The 19,286-nt window shown below is 66.0% G+C and carries 12 protein-coding genes; 3 read left to right on the top strand and 9 right to left on the bottom strand.

Annotated elements, in window-relative coordinates; genetic code table 11:
- Nucleotides 1-86: 86 nt before the first annotated feature.
- The gene (locus FHT98_RS22735) at nt 87-986 is read left to right on the top strand and encodes a LysR family transcriptional regulator (protein ID WP_142115385.1); all 900 of its coding nucleotides are present in this window, start codon (nt 87-89) and stop codon (nt 984-986) included.
- Nucleotides 987-996: 10 nt separating this feature from the next.
- Here FHT98_RS22735 and FHT98_RS22730 read toward each other — a convergent pair whose 3' ends face one another.
- The 4 genes from FHT98_RS22730 to FHT98_RS22715 are packed head-to-tail and all read right to left on the bottom strand — an operon-like array spanning nt 997 to nt 6,747.
- Nucleotides 997-2,379, bottom strand: a complete 1,383-nt coding sequence (locus FHT98_RS22730) for an FAD/NAD(P)-dependent oxidoreductase (RefSeq protein WP_142115384.1) — start codon at nt 2,377-2,379, stop codon at nt 997-999.
- A complete protein-coding gene (locus FHT98_RS22725; protein ID WP_142115383.1) occupies nt 2,376-2,687 on the bottom strand; it encodes a (2Fe-2S)-binding protein in 312 nt (103 codons plus the stop codon). The genes FHT98_RS22730 and FHT98_RS22725 overlap by 4 nt, the downstream gene beginning before the upstream one ends.
- A 2-nt stretch (nt 2,688-2,689) precedes the next feature.
- Nucleotides 2,690-4,678 (bottom strand): hydantoinase B/oxoprolinase family protein, encoded by a 1,989-nt coding sequence (locus FHT98_RS22720; RefSeq protein WP_142115382.1) that lies wholly within the window; start codon nt 4,676-4,678, stop codon nt 2,690-2,692.
- A gap of 5 nt (nt 4,679-4,683) precedes the next feature.
- Complete coding sequence (locus FHT98_RS22715; protein ID WP_142115381.1) at nt 4,684-6,747, bottom strand: hydantoinase/oxoprolinase family protein; 2,064 nt, start codon at nt 6,745-6,747, stop codon at nt 4,684-4,686.
- 183 nt (nt 6,748-6,930) lie between these two features.
- On the opposite strand from FHT98_RS22715, the gene FHT98_RS22710 reads away from it, so the two are divergent.
- Nucleotides 6,931-8,073: an NAD(P)/FAD-dependent oxidoreductase gene (locus FHT98_RS22710; protein ID WP_142115380.1), complete on the top strand. Its 1,143-nt coding sequence runs from the start codon at nt 6,931-6,933 to the stop codon at nt 8,071-8,073.
- Between the two features lie 13 nt (nt 8,074-8,086).
- On the opposite strand, the gene FHT98_RS22705 is transcribed toward FHT98_RS22710, so the two are convergent.
- Nucleotides 8,087-10,141, bottom strand: coding sequence for an NADH:flavin oxidoreductase (locus tag FHT98_RS22705; protein ID WP_142115379.1), 2,055 nt, complete (start codon nt 10,139-10,141; stop codon nt 8,087-8,089).
- A gap of 165 nt (nt 10,142-10,306) precedes the next feature.
- On the opposite strand from FHT98_RS22705, the gene FHT98_RS22700 reads away from it, so the two are divergent.
- Nucleotides 10,307-11,248, top strand: coding sequence for a LysR substrate-binding domain-containing protein (locus FHT98_RS22700; protein WP_142115378.1), 942 nt, complete (start codon nt 10,307-10,309; stop codon nt 11,246-11,248).
- Between the two features lie 929 nt (nt 11,249-12,177).
- Here the strand turns inward: FHT98_RS22700 and FHT98_RS22695 are convergent.
- From FHT98_RS22695 to FHT98_RS22680, 4 genes are all read right to left on the bottom strand, one after another.
- Nucleotides 12,178-13,488 (bottom strand): HlyD family type I secretion periplasmic adaptor subunit, encoded by a 1,311-nt coding sequence (locus FHT98_RS22695; protein WP_244492676.1) that lies wholly within the window; start codon nt 13,486-13,488, stop codon nt 12,178-12,180.
- 14 nt (nt 13,489-13,502) lie between these two features.
- Nucleotides 13,503-15,254: a type I secretion system permease/ATPase gene (locus FHT98_RS22690; RefSeq protein WP_142115377.1), complete on the bottom strand. Its 1,752-nt coding sequence runs from the start codon at nt 15,252-15,254 to the stop codon at nt 13,503-13,505.
- Between the two features lie 397 nt (nt 15,255-15,651).
- Nucleotides 15,652-17,493: a right-handed parallel beta-helix repeat-containing protein gene (locus FHT98_RS22685; RefSeq protein WP_185745252.1), complete on the bottom strand. Its 1,842-nt coding sequence runs from the start codon at nt 17,491-17,493 to the stop codon at nt 15,652-15,654.
- A gap of 486 nt (nt 17,494-17,979) precedes the next feature.
- Nucleotides 17,980-19,041 (bottom strand): AraC family transcriptional regulator, encoded by a 1,062-nt coding sequence (locus tag FHT98_RS22680; RefSeq protein WP_142115375.1) that lies wholly within the window; start codon nt 19,039-19,041, stop codon nt 17,980-17,982.
- Nucleotides 19,042-19,286: the final 245 nt, after the last annotated feature.

The following is a 19,286-nucleotide window of genomic DNA, read 5'->3' as shown; positions in this document are numbered from 1 at the left end:
CGGAAGGCCAGCCCAGCGGCGGTTGAGACTGGACATCCGCCTCGACGGCGGCGATGTCTGCGCTATCGCCGTTGATGGGACGACAGATGCGGGCGCGCCAACTCGAAGTCTTCTGCACGCTGATGCGCTGCGGCACGGTGACCGGCGCGGCCGCGATGCTGAACATCTCGCAGCCGGCCCTGAGCCAGATCCTGCTCCATGCCGAGGACCAGCTCGGCTTCAAGCTGTTCAACCGCGTGCGCGGCCGGCTGGTGCCGACGCAGGAGGCCGAGGAGCTCTACTCCCAGGCCGAGCACATCTTCGGCGAACTCGATGCGCTCAGGCGCCGGACGATCGACATGCGGCACGGCCGCACCGGCCTCGTCCGGCTCGCCGCCTCCGCACCGCCTTCCATGTCGATCGTGCCCCGCGCCCTGACCGCCTTCCGGGAAGCCCATCCCGAGATCGTGGTGCGCTCGCTGATCGCCTCGCAGACGGCCATCGTCGAGATGCTGCGCAATGGCGAGGTGTCGCTTGGCATCGCCATGAACAACCTGCCGCATGCCGGCATCCATGCCGAGACGGTGGGGCGCGCCACGCTGGTCTGCGTCGTCTCGGCCGAGCATCGGCTGGCGGGGCTGGACTGCGTCCGTTTCGCCGATATCAGCGACGAGACCCTGATCTCCTATCGCGCCGACACCTTGCCGGGCCGGCTGCTGGCAGCCTCGGCCGAAGCCGAGGACTTCGCCTATGCACCGGCGATCGAGATCGATCTCTCGATCACGGCCCTGCCCTATGTGCGCGACGGGCTGGGCATCGCCATCGTCGACAGCCTCCTGCCCTGGGAGCAGTTCAACGGCGTCGTGACGCGGCCATTCGAGCCCCGGATCGAGGTGCCGATCGCGATCCTGACCAGCAATGACCGGCCGCTCTCGGCCAGCCATGAATTGATGCGCGACTGCCTGCGTGCCGCGTGCCGGGACCTCGGCCGGCCCGGCAACGCCTGAATACGCCGTTCTACCCCTCGACAACCGCATCCTGAAGCAAGGCTGCGACCGGAACCGGCCTCACCGGGGCCTGGCCGCGCAGCCGGCCCGCCGCTGCGACACAACCATGGCCCGCGCTGCCGGCGACGATCTCCGCCGCGGCGATCTCGCAATAGCGCCCCTGGCAGCGCCCCATGCCGACACGCCCCAGCGATTTCGCGCGATTGACCTCGCCGCCGCCGAAATCGACGGTCTTGCGCAATTCGCCGGCCGTCACGCCTTCGCAGCGGCAGATCACCGTCTCATCAGGCAATCCCGCCGCCGTCTCGGCCGGCCAGGGAAAGGCCTCGGCGACGCCGCGTGCGAAGCGGCTCAATCGCGCGAGACGGCGCCTGTCGCCCGCCATGTCCGGTGCGGGCAAGCCAAGGTCCTGCAAGCATGCCGCGGCGGCCAGGCGTCCGGCGACCTCAGCCCCGTCGGCGCCGAGAATCCGGAGGCCGTCACCGGCGAGATAGACGCCCGGTACCGCCCGGCCGACCGCATCGGCCTTCGGCAGCCATTGCCGCCAGGTTTCGTCATAGGCGAAATCGCAACCCGCCAGGTCCGCGAGGCGGGTCTCCGCCCGCAGATGCCAGCCCAGGCCGACCGCATCACAAGCCGTGCGCTGCTCCCGGCCACGGGCGTCGCGCCAGAGCAAGGCAACCGGGCCGCGCTCATCGGCCTCGATACGCTCCAGTTGGACACCGGCATGGTAGAGCCCGGCAAGGCGCCGGCGCATCATCAACCCGCGCAGGGCAAAGAGCGGCCTGGCCGACAGACCGGGAAAGCCGTGCAACTGCCGGCGCATGGGCGCCGTGTCCAGCACCGCCGCAATCCCTGCACCGGCCTTCAGCAACTGCACCGCGAGCAGGGTCAAGAGCGGCCCCGACCCAGCCAGAACGAGGCGCCGCCCCAGCGCCGCCCCTTGCGCCTTCAAGGCGATTTGCATCGCGCCGAGCCCGTAGACCCCCGCATTCTCCCAGCCCGGCACGGGCATGACGCGATCCATCGCTCCGGTCGCGAGGATCAGCCGATCATAGGCGATCCAGCGCGAACCCGCCCCGTCGAGCACCTGCAACCGCCCGTCCGCGATGGCGACGACGGAGCTGCGTGGATGATGAGCGAGGCGGCCCGCCGCCGCCATGGCGTCGAAGGTCTCGTGCAGGGCGACCGCCTTCGCGGTCTCCGAGCCGTAGAGGGTCTCGGGCGGGCGCGTGAAGCCTTGCGGCGGCCTGCGATAGATCTGCCCGCCCGCCCGCTCGCCCTCGTCGATGACAACGGGCTTCAGGCCTGCGGCGACCAATGTCTCGGCGGCGCGGATGCCGGCAGGTCCGGCGCCGACGACGACCACGCGCAGTTCGTCGGGACCGCTCATGGCCAATCGCCGGGAATGTCGGACAGCAGGCGCATGCCTTCAACCAGAGGCGTCGAGCAGGCCCGCAGCCGCGGCCCATCCTCCTGCCAGATCCAGCAATCCTGACAGGCGCCCATCAGGCAGAAGCCGGCGCGAGCCTCCGGGCCGAACTCGGAGCGGCGCAAAGCGGGCGCAGCCGAGAGCACCGCGCTGAGTACGGTGTCGCCCGCCAGGGCGCGATGCTCGCTGCCGTCGAGGACGAAGCGCAGCGGCGCGCGATCCATCTCCGTCAGCCGAACCAGCCGCCCCATCGCCTCTCCTGCAGCCATGTTTACTCCGCAGCCTCGGCATAGGATAGCCGAGGCTGCGGCATCTCGGGAAACCGGACCCTGGCTGCGGCAAAGGCCTCATCCACACCCTGGGCACCGACCCTGCCGGTCATGCGGCGGAAGATCTCGGTCTTGGCGAAGAAGCGCCAATGGGTCGGCAGGCCGGCGAGGATCGCCGTCAGCCTGTCATAGGCACCGGGCGTCCATTGCGCCTCGTAGCCCTCGCGCTCCGGGCCGAAGTGGAAATGGCCGGATACCGGCGAGCGGTCGGCGCGCCTTGCCTTCGTCGCTTCCTCGTCCAGGACTTCGCCTTGCATGACGACGCCGTAATCCCGCTCCGCCGCTTCCGGCGAAACATAGCCGCGCACGACATCCTCCGCGACGCGCCAGGCCTCCCGGTCGAACGGGTGCCCCCGGCCACCGCCGCCGGCCGAGCGGATTTCCAGCACGTCGCCGGGCTGGAGGACGGCGGTATCGATATTGCCGAGCCGCCGCGCTTCCGGCTGCCCCGGGTTGACCACCATGTCGGAGAGGCCCGCGGCCTTTCCGCCCAGCACGCCCCAGGGACGGAAGAAGCTGCGGTCCCGGTTGCGGGCGGTGATGCGGCTGTCGGGCGCGAAGACGCGGAACGCCATTTCGGTGGCGAGGCCACCGCGCCAACGCCCGGCGCCGCCGCTGTCCTGCGCCAGCCCGTATTTGACGAATTCCACCGGCGTCTCGGTCTCGGTGATCTCGATCGGCGTGTTCTTGAGATAGGCGGCATCTGCGCCGGAGCCGTTGGTGCCGTCGCGGTGCGGCATGCCGCCGCCACCGCCCACCACCGGGTTGACCGCAGCAATGACGGTCCGGCTGGTGCGCTCGTCGGTGGTCATCACGTTGACGATGCAATTGTTGCCGGCGGGCGCGGCCGGCAGCCGTTCCGGCACAGCCTGGGAGAACGCCCCGAAGATCACCGAGCGCAAACGCGCACAGGTGAGCGAGCGCATGCCGACCGCCGCCGGGAAGACCGGGTTCAGGACCGTTCCCTCGGGCGCAATGCAGGTGAAGGGGCGCGTCAGCCCGGTATTGAGCAGGATCTTCGGGTTCAGCGTGTAGAGGACGTAGTAGACCCCGACCAGCAGGATCGTATGCCGGGGATTGCCGCCGCTCGGCACGTTGAGCGAGGAGCCGAGTTGCGGATCGGAGCCGGTGAAGTCCAGCACCGCCTCGTCGCCGCGGATGGTGAGCTTGAGCTTCAGGCGGCAGGGATTGGCCTCGACCGAGTCCTCGTCGGCGTAATCCGCGAACTCCCAGGTTCCGTCCGGCATGCCGCGCAGCACCTCGCGCGCCTGCGCCTCGGCGTGGTCGAGCAGCGCGTCGACGCCTTCAAGGAAAGCATCACGGCCGAACTTCTCGATCATCGCCAGAACCTTGCGCTCGCCGGTGTTGAGCGCGCCGACCAGCGCCTTGATGTCGCCGATGTTGAGGTCCGGCTTGCGCACATTGGTCGTCATGATCCTGAGGATCTGCTCGTCGAAGACGCCTTCGTTGACGAGCTTCATCGGCGGGAAGCGGATGCCCTCCTGATGGATCTCGGTCAGCGCCCGCGAGAGCGAGGCGGGCACCGCGCCGCCCATATCGGTGTTGTGGATGTGGCCGCCGGTCCAGGCGACGATCTCGCCCTCGTGGAGGACCGGCTTCCAGAGATGGGTGTCGGGTGCGTGGGTGGCGACGAAGCAGGAATAGGGATCGTTGGTGAAGGCGACGTCGCCGGGCTTGTAGTCGTCGACCATCGCCAGTGCTGGCGCCCAGGACAGCCCGGGATACCAGGTCGCGCCCAGTTCCATCGGCACGGCGAAGGTGTCGCCGCGCCGGCTGATCAACATCACCGTGAAATCCTCCGTCTCCTTGACGAAGGCGGAATGGGCGGTGCGATGCAGCGTATGCGCCATGTTCTCGGCGGCCGCGCGCGCATGGTTGGCGAGCACCTGAAGCTTCATCCGGTCGAACATCGGCATCACTCCGCGAAGGTCAGGTGCAGGTTGAGATGGCTGTCGATCCGCGCCGTCGCTCCGGCGGGGATGGCGACGGTGGTATCCTCCTGCGCGACGACGGCCGGCCCGGCGAAACGGCTGCCGGGTTTCAAGTCGGCCCTGCGATAGAGACCGACCGCCCTTCGCGCACCGCCGGTATGGATCGTCAGCTCGCGCTCCGGCACGGCGACCGCATCGACCGCCTCAGCCTCCGGGAAAGAGAGAACCGGGCCGGCGCCGATGGCCGAAAGGCGCAGGTTCACGATCTCGACGCGCCCATCCGGATCATCGAAATCGTAGATACGCGCATGCGTGCGATGGAACTCGGCGGCAATCGCCGCCGGGTCGCCGGCTTCCAGCCAGGCCGGCAGCAGGGGAACCTCGATCTCGTAGCTCTGGCCGACATAGCGCATATCCGCCGAAAACCTGAGATCGGCGGGGCCGACATGCCCCTGCGCAGCCAGCCAGTTGCGCCCATCCTGGACCATCGCAGCCGCCGCCGCCTTCAGTTGCGGCAAAACCGCAGCCGAGAGTTCGGCGAAAAGCGTGCGGACGAAATCGCCGCGCAGATCGGCGACGAGGCCGCCCAGCGCGGAGACGACGCCCGGCCGGCGCGGCGCCAGCAACCTGTTCATGCCGAGCTCGCGTGCGAGGAAGGCACCGAGCATCGGGCCGCCGCCGCCGAAGGGCATCAGGGTGAAATCCTTCAGGTCGACGCCGGCCCGCGAGGACAGCTTCTCGACCTCGACGAACATCTCGGAAACGGCGATGTCGAGGATCGCCTGCGCCGTGTCCTCCAGCGGCCGCCCGAGCTTTTCGGCCAGCCGCCCGACGGCAGCGCGGGCAAGGCCCGCATCCATCTTCAACTGGCCATAGGCCATCTCGCTATGGCCGAGCCAGCCGCAGACCACCATCGCGTCGGTGACGGTCGCCTGCTCGCCGCCGCGGCCATAGCAGGCCGGCCCCGGCGTCGAACCGGCCGATTCCGGCCCGACGCGCAGCACGCCCTGTCCGTCGACCGAGGCGATCGAGCCGCCACCGATGCCGATCGAGCTCACCGAGACCGAGGGGATATAGAGCGGGAACTCGCCGATCATCTCGCCGGTGCCGTATTGGGGTTCACCGTGGATGATCAGGGCGAAATCGGCCGAGGTCCCGCCGATATCGAGCGTCAGCACGCGCTTCTCGCCGGCCTGTCGCGCGAACCAGGTCGCCCCGATGACGCCCGAGGCGGTGCCGGAAAGAAGCATCGAGACGCAGGCGCGCTTGCCCTCGGCAGCGTTCATGACGCCGCCGTTCGACTTGGTCAGGAGCGCGCGGGCCGGCACGCCGCGATCCGCGAGCCGCTGTTCCAGCGCCGTCAGGTAGCCGGCGATGCGGGGATGCACATAGGCGTTGAGGATCGCCGTCGTCGTCCGCTCGTATTCACGGATGACCGGCCAGACCTCGGCCGACGTGAAGACGAAGAGCTCCGGAGCCAGCCGGGCGATCGCGGCCTTGACCGCCTCCTCCTGCGCGCCGTCGCGCCAGGCGTGCAGGAAGGCGATGACGATGCCGACGGCGCCCCGCGCCTTCGCCGAAGCGACAGCGGCTGCGACCTCGTCGAGATCGGGCCTGACCGTCTCGCGCCCGTCAGAGCGCATCCGGGCCGGGATGCCGAACACCCTGTCGCGGGTGATGAGCTGCTCCGGGCGGCAGCAGAACAGCGAATAGGTCTCGGGCATGCGCAGCCGGGCCAGCTCGATCACATCCTCGAAGCCGGCATTGGTGAAGAGCGCAAGCGGCGCCCCCTTGCGCTGGATGATGGTGTTGACGCCCACCGTCGTGCCGTGGACGAAGCGGGTGACGGCGCGGGGATCGAGACCCTCGCGCTCGGCCAGCAGCGAGAGGCCGGTCATCAGCTCGGCGCCGGGATCGTCCGGCGTCGTCAGCACCTTCAGCGACGCAACCTGGCCCGAATGCGTTTCGAGCGCGCAGAAATCGATGAAGGTGCCGCCGATATCGACACCGACCTTCCAGTCCGCACTCGGCACAGTTCCGCCGTCCATGTCCGCTCCTCTTGCTGGCGGCCGGAAGCTGGCACGGAAGCCGCGGCGTGGTCCAAGAGACATGCGGGGCAGGACCATAGGCTGGACTTATGGCCTGCCGGCCATCGCGTCTTTGACGGTTCCGTGCGCCCGCGTCAGGTTCGGTGGCGTGGACATTGCCGCCTTTGCGGCAAGAGGCTGGACATGGATGTGATCGTGCTCGGCGGCGGCCTGATGGGGACTGCCGCAACCTTCTTCCTGAGACGGCGCGGCCTGAAGGTCACGCTGATCGAACGCAACCGTGTCGGAACGGGCGCCACCGTCGCCTCCTTCGGCAATATCCGCCGGACCGGCCGGCATCTCACGCAACTGCCGCTGGCGCATCGCTCCCGCACACTCTGGGGCGAGGCGGAGCGCCTGCTCGGCCGCGACGTCGAATTCCGCTCCACCGGCCATCTCCGGCTAGTCTTCGAGGAGGACGCGCTGGTGGACATGCGCGCCTATGCCGATGCCGCACGGCCCTGGGGGCTCGAGCTGGAGGAACTCGGCGCCAACGAGATCCGCGCGCGCTTTCCCGGTCTCGGCCCCGGAGCGATCGCGGCTTCCTTTTCCCCGCATGACGGCTCCGGCAATCCGCGCCTGATCGCGCCGGCCTTCGCCGATGCGGCGCGGCGGCTCGGTGCGGAGATCGTCGAGGACTGCGAGGTCGGCCGCATCGAGAAGACGGAAACCGGTTTCCGCGTTTCCACGTCGAAGGGCGTGTTCGAGGCCGGCAAGCTGCTCAACACCGCCGGCGCCTGGGGCATGCAGATCGCCGCGCAATTCGGCGAGCCGGTTCCCCTCACCCCGCGCGGGCCGCAGATGGGCGTCACCGAGCCCCTGCCCCATCGCATCCTGCCGGTCGTCGGCATCTGGACCCGTCGCCACGGAACCGACGCCTATTTCCGGCAGGTCGAGCGCGGCAACATCATCTTCGGCGGTGCAGCCGAGCGGGTCGCTGTCAATCTCGATCCCGGCCACGCCAGGGCCGATCCGGCGCGGCTGCCGGCGCAGCTTCGCGCCCTGCGGCAATTGCTGCCGGCCCTGGACAAGGTCTCGGTGATCCGCACCTGGTCGGGTTGCGAAGGCTATCTCGCCGACATGCTGCCGGTCATGGGCCCGTCCAGCACCACGCCGGGGCTATTCCATGCCTTCGGATTCAGCGGGCACGGCTTCCAGCTCGGTCCGGGCGTCGGCGACACGATGGCCGAATTGATCGCGACGGGCACCACGGAGATCCCGCTCCAGGACTTCCGGATCGAGCGCTTCGCCAAGGCGGAAACCGGCCGCAGCCCTGCCGCGGCTTGATCCTGACGACCGCTCAGAGCTTCGAGCAGAGCCGGTAGGCTTCGTAGATCGCGGAATAGAGGTCCCGGCTCGAGACCGCGTCGCCGATGCGATGCAGGAGGAAGCCTCCCGGCGCAGGAGCGGCCGCCTCCGCGCTGCCAAGCATGAAGGCGATATCGGTCACTCCGTCATTGGCCGAGAGATGCCGCAGGTCGTGGTAGATCTCGGCGGCCGGCAGCGTACCGTATTCGACGACGACCTGGCTGGCCTCGACCTGGGTTTCCGCGCCGGTCAACTCGTTGCGGAACGTGGCCTGCAGCGCGTTGCCGCGGCGCTCGACCTTCTCCAGCCTGACATCGACGAGCGAGCGGATGCCGAGCTCGGCGAAGCGCTTCCGGAAGCTCGATTTGTCGATATAGGACATCTCGACGGCAAGCGCGTCGTCGGGCGTCGCGATGCAGACGGCCTTGCCCTGCCGGGCGAGCTGCAGCGCACAGGACGCCGCGGCCTGCCGGCCGGTCCCGTCATAGACGAGCACGTCGGCCTTGCCCGGCACCGTGCCGGTCAGCACGTCCCAGGCGCTGTCGCAGAGGTCCGAACCTTCGAACCAGTCGGTATCGGGAATGCCGCCGGTGGCGACGACCACGAGGTCCGGCATCTCGGCACGGACGGTGTCAGCCTCGGCATAGCAATTCGTCCGGACATCGACGCCAAGCCGTTCGAGTTCGGCGATGCGCCAATCGACGATGCTGATCAGGTCGCGGCGTTCCTCGGCAGCCGTGGCGACGAGCAACTGGCCACCGAGCTTCGCCGCAGCCTCGAACAGCACGACCGAATGCCCCCGCTCGGCGCAGACGCGGGCGGCTTCGAGCCCGGCCGGTCCGCCGCCGACCACCACGGCCTTCAGCCGGCGCGAGGCCGGCGCGACCTCATGGCCGAGCACGGTTTCGCGCCCGCTGGCGGCGTTATGGATACAGTTGACCTTCTTGTAGAGGCAGTAGGAGGCGCCAACGCAGGGCCTGATGCGCTCCTCCTCTCCGCGCCTGATCTTCTCGACCAGATGCGGGTCGGCGATATGAGCGCGCGTCATGCCGACGAGGTCGACGACCCCCTCGCGGATCGTATGGCGCGCGGTCGCCACGTCGCGGATGCCGCCGGCATGGATCAAGGGCAGCTTCGTCTCGCGGCGGAACTGCTCCACCGAAGCGAGATAGGGCGCGTTGCGCTGGAACATCCCGGGCATGTTGTCCTCGGCCAGCGCGAGGTCGGTATCCATGCGGCCATAGATGCAGTTGAAATAGTCGATATGGCCTTCGCGTTCGAATATCCGGGCAAGCTCGAGGCAATCGTCGAAATCCGAACCATCTGCGACACCTTCGTCGATCACGAAGCGGATGCCGACGATCGCCTCGTCGCCGACGCGCTTGCGGATCGCCTCGTGGACCATGAGCCCGAAGCGCGCCCGGTTTTCCGCCGAGCCGCCGAAACCATCCGTGCGCTTGTTGGTGCGCGGCGAGAGGAACTGGCCGATGAGATGGCCGCCGGTCACGGTCTCGACGCCGTCGAGCCCGCCCTGCAGGCAGCGCAGCGCCGCATCGGCATAGTCCCGGATGATCCGCGCGATATCCGCATCGTCCATCTCCTTGGGGAAATTGCGGTTGCGCGTTTCCCTGACGCGCGACGGCGCCAGCACCGGAAGCCAGTTCCAGCCATAGGAGGTGGCGCGGCGACCGAGATGCGACACCTGGCACATCACGGCGGCGCCATGGCCGTGAATGCGCTCGGACAGCGCTTGCAGATGCGGAATGATGCGGTCGCTGGAGAGATCGAGCTGGCCGCCACCCCAGCTGGAATCCGGCGAGGTCATGGCGGAGCCGCCGATCATCGTCATGGCGAGGCCGCCGCGGGCCTTTTCCTCGTGATAGCGCTGATAGCGTTCGAGCGGCAGGCCGCCTTCATCCAGCATCGAGGCATGGCTGGTGCTGACGATGCGGTTGCGCAGCCGGAGGTTCTTGATCGCGAAGGGTTGAAGCAGGGGGTCGCCGGCGGCAGCCGAACGACGATCTGCTGTGACGATGGCCTCGCTCACCGAATGCCCCCCTTGTGACCGGACCAGGATTGAAGCCACGCCACCCCGCGGCCGCGACGATGCAGGAGGCGCCGGCCCGATCCCGGGCCCGTCGACGCCGATGATGACGATGTTCTTGGAACAGGAACAGATTGAAAAAGCCTGGGAGAAGCATACGCTCAGCGTATGGCTCAACTGTCCCGTCTCGTCCCGTCCGCTCGCGGGCTTCTGGTCTTCGAAGCCGCGGCCCGGACCGGCAGCTTCACCGCCGCGGCAGCGGAATTCAACGTCAGCCAGCCTTCCGCCAGCCGCAGCGTCGCGGAACTGGAAGCCGCCATCGGAGCGAGGCTATTCGAGCGGCGCGCCCGTGGTCTCGCATTGACCGTGGACGGCAGCGACCTCTACGCCGTCGTCGGCGATGCCGTCGGACGCATCGCGGAAACCATCGAGGCGATCCAGCGACGACAGCACGGGACAAAGCCCATCGTCACACTGTCTATGTCGAGCTCTTTCGTGGCCCATTGGCTGCTGCCACGCCTCGGCGAATTCCATGCCGCCTTTCCGCAGATCGATATCCGGTTCGATCTGATCCCGGGCGTCCTGCGCGGCGTGCCCGACAATGTCGACCTCGCGACACGCATCATCGCGGACGATGACCCGAACTACCATCGCTGGTCCTTTGCACCCGAGATCGTCTTCCCGGTCTGCAGCCCCGCCTATCTCGACGCGCGCGGCAAACTGGATCACCGGGGCGACGGCGCCGGGCATGTGTTTCTCTGGCTGAGCGACCACGCCACGCATGAATGGGCCAGGGAATGGGGCAATGTCGCCCATCGCAACGCCTCCAAAGGGGTCTGGCACGAGTTCACGGACTATTCCGTCATCCTCCAGGCAGCGCTGAACGGGGACGGCATCGCCCTGGGCTGGCTGAGCGTCGTGTCGAGCAGCCTAGTGAAGGGCACATTGGTGCCGGCTTCGGACCTCGTCATCCGGACCGGCCGACACCACAGCCTGATCGCACCCCGGTCGAGGCCCCTGAACCCGATCGTCGCCGAGGTCGCGCTCTGGCTTCGCAGCAATCTCGCCCGGGAACTCGAGGCGTTGGACGAGACCTTTCGCCCGCGCTGAGTTTGCCGGAATGCCGGGAGAACAACCTGCCTGTCGCCAGGGCGTGCGGCATCACGCCGATGGCCCAGCGCGGATGCAGGGCAACCTTGAGCCCGGCACGCCACGATGCCTTCAGGGGATGCCGAAACCGTTGCGGGCGTTGTATTCGCGGCTGATCGAGGCGTAGCTAGAGGGCCTGCCATACGAGCTGATGGACAACGCCCCGATCTTCCGCACGAAGGGCTAGGCGCCGGCGCAGGAGGGCGGCAGGCCTCGCGCTCCTGCGGCATGCACGAAGAGTCAGCTGGGCAAGAATTTCCGCGAGTTCCGTCCCATGGCGTTCGGCGAGGACGAAAGCTGCTCCTGACCGACCGAACGATGTGCGATCGCCGTCTTCCATCCCGGAAAGCGCAATGGAATCAGCAACAAGAGCACCGTCTGCAGTCATGCATGTCGGAAATCGTCGTCCTAAGAATCCAAACCAACCTGAAAGTGATGGTTGTTGCCGTTCATCCGACGTGGTTCTGCGGAGATGATTTGGTCCACCTCCTGCTTGAACTCTCCCCAGCGACCGTAATCGCGACCGCAGCCGCTGCACCGTACAAGAGCCGAGTCGATGAGCTCCGTAGGAAGAATGACGGAGATGCTGCCACAATCATCGCACGCGAACTTCGATAGGGTTGTCACACCTAGCATGTGCGTCTCCCAGTATGTCCCGAGGAAATTTCAGCGCCCCTTGCGACCACGTCCGTAGTCGAGCCGATCTCAAGAAAAAATTCTTGATCGTTGGCAAGAACACGGATGACCCGTGCGATCGCGAACCGGCCTGCCTTCGGCGCCGGGTCGATGGCTGATGTGGGGTCGAGGACCCGGTAGGGGACGTTGGGCGGAGTCTGCGAAGCAACTGCCCGCCGATCAGAACTGCGCGTTCGCCTCTGAGGGCTCGGCGCCTATCTCTCCCGGAATGCTCGCGCGATCTGGTCCGCAAGCGGCTTGGCGAAATACGAGAAAACCGTCCTCTGCTGCGTGCGCACAAAAACCTCGACGGGCATGCCCGGCCCGACCTTGGCCCCCTGGAGCCGTGCGAGTTCGCCGTCCAGGATGGCGACGCGAAGGGTGTAGAAGTCTTGCCCAGTCCGCTGATCGACGGTGAGATCGGGAGATACGCGGGACACTTCGCCCTCGATCTCGGGCGTGGTCCGCTGGTTGAGGGCCGAGAAACGCAACCCGGCGCGCTGCCCGGAGTATACCTGCTCGATATCCTGAGGTCGCACCCTCGCCTGCACCGTCAGGCGATCAGAGGCGGGCACGATCAGCATCAAGGTTTCGCCCGGAGAGGCGACGCCGCCAATTGTGTGAACCGCCATCTGGTGCACAGTGCCGGATTGGGGAGCCCGGATATCCACGCGCTTGAGCTGGTCCTCCGCTGTGACTTTCCGTTCAACCAGCTCGGAAATCTTGCCACGAAGATCGGCGAGCGTCTTGCCGACTTCGGTACGAAGATCCTCATCGATCTGAAGGATCTGTAGCTCGGTCTCAGTGATCCTGCCTTTGGCCTGAGCCACTGATGAGACCAGGGTGCCTTTCTCGCCGGTGATACGTGCAGCATCCCGCTCCAGGGCGTTCAATCGGGTGATCGAAACGAGCTTCTTGCTATGAAGGTCGCGCACACCTTCGAGCTCCTGCGCGATGAGGCTGGCTTCGCGGTCCTTCGCGACGATCTGCTCCGAAAAGGCCCGGATCTGATCCCGCATCTGGCCGATGCGTTCGAGGTGCTGGGCCTTCAAGCCCGATCGCGCTGTCCCTCGCAGCTCGAAGAGCCTGCGCTCTCCGCTTAAGAGCGCTGCGACATCCGGCGATCTTTCTGCTGCTGTCGACAGCTCGCGGGGAAAGGCGACTTCGGTAGCTCCGTCGCGCTCGGCTTCCAGTCGCGCTTGTTGCGCGAGGGCCTCGTTGAGAGCCTTGCTCACGACGGCGAGGTTGGCCTGCGTCACGGTTTCGTCGAGGCGGATAATGACGTCGCCTGCTTTGACGCGGTCACCGTCCCGGACGCGCAACTCGCTGATGACCCCGCCAGTGGGGTGCTGCACCTTCTTCACTTCCGACTCGACAACGAGCGAACCATGCGCAACCACCGCGCCTGAAAACTCGGTTGTCGCAGCCCATCCGCCCACGCCGATCAGCAGGGTTCCAAGGCTGATTCCGACCGCCAGAACATGGCGCTGGATCGAAAGCCGCGTGGGGTGAGAGACGTCGTCCAATATTCTAAGCTCCATCAGGTTCTGCTCGCTGCGCGATCGAAAATGCCAGCGGATGTCGGCACCGCCTTCAAGCTGGTGGAAAGCACCTCGTCCTTGGGACCGAAGGCCTGGACTCGTCCTTCCGCCATCACGAGGACCTGATCCAACGCTGTCAGGGCGCTCGGCCGGTGGGCGATGACCACCACGACGCCGCCCCTTCGGCGAACTTGGAAGATGGCGTCGGTCAGGGCCTGCTCGCCTTCGGCATCAAGGTTCGAGTTCGGCTCGTCGAGCACAACCAGAAAGGGATTCCCGTAGAGAGCTCGCGCAAGGGCGATGCGTTGCCGCTGCCCCGCCGAAAGAGCCGTTCCGCGCTCGCCGATCTGGGTCTGATAGCCTTCCGGCAGGCGCTGGATAAGCTCATGGACGCCCGACGCCTTGGCGGCTTCAATGATGCGCTCGGCCGTCGCGTCGCTGCGGAAACGTGCGATGTTGGCGGCAACGGTACCTGAAAAGAGCTCGACCTCTTGAGGGAGATAACCGACATGATGCCCAAGCTCCTCCGGCCGCCAATGACGCAGAGAAGAGCCATCCATGCGGACGGTGCCGGTCAGGGGCTGCCAAACGCCAACAAGCATGCGGGCAAGCGAGGACTTCCCGGACGCGCTCTGCCCGATGACGCCGAGCCCCTGCCCCGCCCGAAGCGCGAAGCTGACATTGGACGCCGTCAGGCGCTGCCCGCCGGGCGGAGAGACGGACGCCGCCTCGACGGTGATCAGTTCCGTCGGAGCAGGCAACGCGAGCGCAGGCGCCTGAGACGGCTGGGCTTCGAACATCTCCTTCAGCCGGCCCCACCCTTGGCGCGCCCTGACAAATCCCTTCCAGTTGCCGATGGCAAGATCGACGGGAGCGAGCGCGCGCGAGGTCAGGATCGAGCTCGCGACGATGATGCCTGCCGTCGCTTCCTGCTGAATGACGAGGTAGGCGCCCACGCCCAGCACGATCGATTGCAACAGCATGCGCAGCACTCGGGACGTTGAGGCAAAGCCCCCTGCAACTTCGGCGGCGCGCTGATGTTGAAGCCGATGCTCGTCGCTGACCACCTTCCAGAGCGCGCCCATCTCGCCGCCCATGCCCATCGCATGGACGGCCTCGGCGTTGCGCCGCCCGACTTCTGCGATGGAAATCCGGTGGGCGGCAGCCCCGCTCGCCGCCGTCGACGGCTTTTGTGTGAGCCGCTCCGTAAGGACCGTTAGGGCGACCAGAACGATGGTGCCGATGAGCGCCGTAGCGCCAATCCAGAAGTGGAATAGAAAGCACAGGCCCAGGTACAGAGGAATCCAGGGAAGATCGAACAGCGCTCCCGGCCCGCTGCCTGACAGGAAGCCGCGAACCTGGTCAAGGTCGCGCATCGGCTGCAGGCCCTCGCCAGCATTCTTGGCCTGGAGCGGCCCCGAGAGGATCGCCTGGAAGACCTTCCCATTCAGCCCTTCGTCAAGAGCGCAGCCGATCCGCAACAGAAGGCGACCGCGCAGGATGTCGAAGAGCGCGTAGAACACGTACAGCATGACGATCAGCAGCGTGAGGCCCACGAGCGTCGGAATGCTGCGGCTCGGCAGGACCCGGTCGTAAATCTCCAGCATGTAAAGCGAGCTGGCGAGCGTCAGCAGGTTCAGGGCCCCACTCAGGACCGCGATCGCCACAAATGCTCCGCGCCATTGGGAGATAGCCGCGGTAAGCGGAGACCGCGCGAGCGTCTCTCCTAGACGGATGCCGAAAGCAACCATCTTCTCTCGTCCTGCGTGCGCACGCGTCACGCCCTGGGCGGAATGCGAAAGGCTGGCAAGGCGCCTGAAAAGCGCACGTCCGTGTGCCCTCAGCGTGACGGCGCCCTGAACGAGAAAAGTTGAAGCGGTCTGCTGGAGATTGCGGGCCGGGAGGAGATGAAGCAATGGAGCCTCGTCGGTTCAAAGGAAAAGGTGCGCCGCTCAAGACCCGCGACTCCACCGAGAAAGATTCTTGGCGGTGGCACTCCGCACCAGCCATTCAGGCGCTTGGACGCTCCGGCTCGAGGCGGCGCGTCATCCTGGTCGTTTTCGCTATCCCGAGCCTGGAAGCCACGGGAGGCCGTTTTTGACCGGCTCGCGCGGGCGCGAGCCGGAATAATGGTGATGGTCAATCCCGTCAGAGAATGAAGTGATCTCGGCTGAGGTTGATTGCCTGGTTGAGTTCGATCTGGAAGTCGGCGTGGCCGTCCCCATTCACATCGCCCTGGATGATGGTGTGGTGGCCGCTATGGAAGTAGGACACCGAGTTTGCCTCAACCACGCTCGTCTTGCCGGCAAAGTGGAAGACTTGATCTCCCCTGACAGCAGTGTTGGCGTCGATCAGGCTGAGGTCGAGCTTGTCCGCGCCGCGCTGGAACCACTCGATCACGTCCCGGTTGCCGGCTCCCGGAAGGCTCTCTGACGGCGACCGGAAAATGAACGTGTCGGGCCCGGCGCCTCCCGACATCGTATCGGCTCCCAGGCCGCCGATCAGCTTGTCGGCTCCGCTGCCGCCGAGAAGTGTATCGTTTCCTGCACCGCCGTCGATGACGTCCGCACCGGCATTCCCGTGGATCCAGTCATTCCCGCTCGTGCCGACCATCTTGTCGGCCTTGTCGGTTCCGAAAACCTTGGCTGTCTCGACAGGATTGTCCGGCTTGGTTGCAGGATTGTCCGGCTGGGTTACGGGGGTGTCAGGCTTGGTCACCGGATTGTCCGGCTGGGTCGCCGGATTGTCCGGCTGGGTTCCCGTACCAGGATTATCGGGTAGGGGCTTGGAACCCGTCGCCATGCCGCTCTCGAAGCTCCCGAGATCCGGAGCCTTCCCGGCATAGGAGAGCCCGACATCCTTGCCCTTGTCGACCAGCGCGCTGCCGGATGAGAGGTGAAGGAAGTCCGTCGTGGGAAGCGAGCCGTCGGCAGCACGCGCGCCACGCGCACCCGCATCGTTGAGGGAGACGAAGTCGTTGCTCGTCGGGGCGGTAAAGTTCCAGGAGTTGTTCGACGCGCTTCCGGCACCTGAGACCGCGGCCTTGCCGCTGCCCGCCGAGAGGTTGTTGACGAAGCTGTTGTGGCCAGACCAGTAGGCGTAGTTATACGCCCCGTTATTGTAGGCCGAATTATTCTGGAGAACGCTGTCGATGGTGGCATCGTTCTGGTCGAAGCCGTTCGACAGATTGCCCCAGGAGACGTTGTTGATCACGGTGTGGCCGCCGGATTCGGCGCCGCCCCCCGGCCGCTGGCCACCGAGCTTGAAGCCGTTGCCATCGCCCTCGGCCTTGCCCGACGCGTCGTAGCCGTTGTTGAAAGCCCAGTTGCCCTCGATGAGCACTCCCGCGCCCTTCGTGCCATCCTGGATATTGAAGAAATCGAAGCCGTCGTCGGAATTGTTCCAGGCGCGGTTGCCGCGCAAGACGTTGCCGGCGCCGCTCGTGCTGATCTGGAAACCGTCAGCGTTGTCGCCACTCAGGTCGTGATTGTCGTGGGAATCGATATTCTGGAAGAGATTGTTCGAGCCCGGCCCGAAGAGCGAGACGCCCTTGCCTTCCCACTGGGACAGCCGGCCGTTGTCGTGCACGTCGAGCCGCTCGATGATGTTGTTGTGGGACTCGTCACGGATCACGATGCCGCCCATCGGCCCGCCGCGAACCTCCAGCCCGGAAATGTTGTTCCAGGAAATGCTCGACCCATCGAGCACCCAGCCGCCGGCGCCGGAGCGCCCGTAGTACTCGCTCGACGTCATGTGCGAGCCGTCCAGGATCGGCTTCTCGCCGGGGTAGTTCGTGACCGTGATCGGCCGGCCGCTTTCCCCGTCATTCGTGAGCTGGATGCCTTCTTTCAGGCTATAGACGCCACCCCGCAGATAGATGGTGTCCCCCGGCTTTGCCAGATCGTGGGCATATTGCAGGGAGGCAAAAGGCCGGTCGAGAGTGCCGGCCTGGCTATCGGAGCCAGTGGGTGAAACGTAGAAGATAGTCATAGCGCCCTTTCTCAACAGGGGAACATCCGGCGCCACGTCGCTTCGACGTGCCTCCGGCCCCTGATCAGTAAAAAGCTCGCCGTCCCCGCAGATGCAGGGCCAGTGAGCCGCGTTATGGGATTGACTCCCGCTTAAGCGGACGAGGAGGCATCGGGTGATCAACGCTGCCCGACACCGAACATCAGCAAACTCACAAGCCATGCTTGCTGATTGTTGAATGCTGACGAGTCAGGCATGCGCCACGACGTCAAGCATCCCTCGCATGGCGAAATAGCAGCCGCATCGTCGCGACTACGATTCCATTTATTGGGTAGCCATCGGCATGGGTTGCCCTGGATGTTTTCCAGGGAGCGGAGTTATGGCTGCCTCGATCTCCGGCAGCCGAATCAAACATAGGATATGAATGCGCGGCCGTCTTGGCCTGACCCGCCATATCCGTTGAGTTTCAAGCCAAGCGCGATTTGGGACAATGCGCCGCATCGCCATTCATCGGCCGGCGCCGCGCTTCAACTCCCGTCGAAACGCCGTCGGCGTCTTGCCTGTCCATCGTTTGAAGGCCCGCACGGAAGCACTCGGCTCGCGGTATCCGAGCAGCCAGGTCACCTGCGAAACCGTCGACGTTCCGTCCCGGAGATATTGCACCGCGAGCTGGTAGCGCAGTTCGTCGAGGACCTCACTGAAGCTGATGCCCAAATCAGCCAGTCGACGCGTCAGGGTGCGGGCGCTCGTACCGAGGTCTCGCGCGATGGCCTCGACCTTTGGCGTCCCATGTCGTAGCCGCGGCATGATCGCATTCTCGACCCGGGTGCGCAGGGAGCCGGCTTCCCCAGCAGAATACGGAAACGCCTTCCGATGCAGCCCTGCCAGGAGCTCCTTCAGAAAGTGATCACCGGTCGTCAGAGGCAGTTCTTTGGTGTCCCGAGCGAAGGCCAGAAGGTCCAGCTCCGCGCCGAAGTCGATCTGAAGGCCAAAGTAGCGTTCCATCTCGGCGACCCGGCCCGGGCGTGAATGAACCATCGACGCTGAGGTCGGCACGAGTTCGCGGCCACTGAACAAGCGGCATTGTCGCAACGTGGTTGTCAGCCAGAATTCGGCCTGGTGGCGATCGAGGTGCCGCTCAACCCCGACATAGCTAAGCTCAAGGGACACCCCTTCCCCGCTGCCTTCGCGGATCTTCAAGGCCTCGTTCGCGAACACCCCATACAGTTCCTGATAAGCCAGAGCCTCCGCGAGGGTTTCGGCCGAGGCCATGATGTAGTGAACGAAGCCGAGCGCCCGCAGATCAAAGCTCTGCGCGAGGTGAAAGCCGAGGAGATCATCGCCCAGCTCGTCGGCCGCGATATTGAGGAACGCGATTTGCCGACGCACGGGGACGCGCTCGTCGGGATTGTCCAAGAGCGAAGGAGATAGCCCGGCCTCGATCATCCGCGGCTCGGGATCGATGCCCTGAGCGGAAAGCTGAGCCGCCGCCAGTCTGGTGAGCACCGCGACGGCGGTCGGCGCCTGCTCACGCCCGCGCTCTGTCGAAGATCCGGGCGACGGAAACATGACTTTCTCGGTACAGGCGAATGACCGACATCTGGTTCTGCGGGTCTCGGTCCCGAGGTCGAGTTAACTAGAACGCCCCAGTGGAGCACTTGACCGGTATCAAGTCGCGTGAGGCTCGGGGATGAAACGTTCGTCAAACAAAATGACGAAACGGGATTCTTGCCGCGTCCGGTTCACGCGGCGCAATTCTCCCTTCGGTCGCGATTTTGCGCCAAATGGGAGGCAGGATCTGGTTCTCGTCCGGA

It is taken from the genome of Allobosea sp. AK1 (assembly GCF_006714945.1).
GTDB lineage: Bacteria > Pseudomonadota > Alphaproteobacteria > Rhizobiales > Beijerinckiaceae > Allobosea > Allobosea robiniae.
Note: the sequence above shows the minus strand (reverse complement) of the source record. Positions and strands in the feature narration are given on the sequence as shown.

Excerpts from the sequence above, each read along its gene's own strand:
- FHT98_RS22735 (WP_142115385.1), top strand. The coding sequence starts at position 87 with ATGCGGGCGCGCCAACTCGAAGTCTTCTGCACGCTGATGCGCTGCGGC.
- FHT98_RS22730 (WP_142115384.1), bottom strand. The coding sequence starts at position 2,379 with ATGAGCGGTCCCGACGAACTGCGCGTGGTCGTCGTCGGCGCCGGACCT.
- FHT98_RS22725 (WP_142115383.1), bottom strand. The coding sequence starts at position 2,687 with ATGGCTGCAGGAGAGGCGATGGGGCGGCTGGTTCGGCTGACGGAGATG.
- FHT98_RS22720 (WP_142115382.1), bottom strand. The coding sequence starts at position 4,678 with ATGTTCGACCGGATGAAGCTTCAGGTGCTCGCCAACCATGCGCGCGCG.
- FHT98_RS22715 (WP_142115381.1), bottom strand. The coding sequence starts at position 6,747 with ATGGACGGCGGAACTGTGCCGAGTGCGGACTGGAAGGTCGGTGTCGAT.
- FHT98_RS22710 (WP_142115380.1), top strand. The coding sequence starts at position 6,931 with ATGGATGTGATCGTGCTCGGCGGCGGCCTGATGGGGACTGCCGCAACC.
- FHT98_RS22700 (WP_142115378.1), top strand. The coding sequence starts at position 10,307 with ATGGCTCAACTGTCCCGTCTCGTCCCGTCCGCTCGCGGGCTTCTGGTC.
- FHT98_RS22690 (WP_142115377.1), bottom strand. The coding sequence starts at position 15,254 with ATGGTTGCTTTCGGCATCCGTCTAGGAGAGACGCTCGCGCGGTCTCCG.
- FHT98_RS22685 (WP_185745252.1), bottom strand. The coding sequence starts at position 17,493 with ATGACTATCTTCTACGTTTCACCCACTGGCTCCGATAGCCAGGCCGGC.
- FHT98_RS22680 (WP_142115375.1), bottom strand. The coding sequence starts at position 19,041 with ATGTTTCCGTCGCCCGGATCTTCGACAGAGCGCGGGCGTGAGCAGGCG.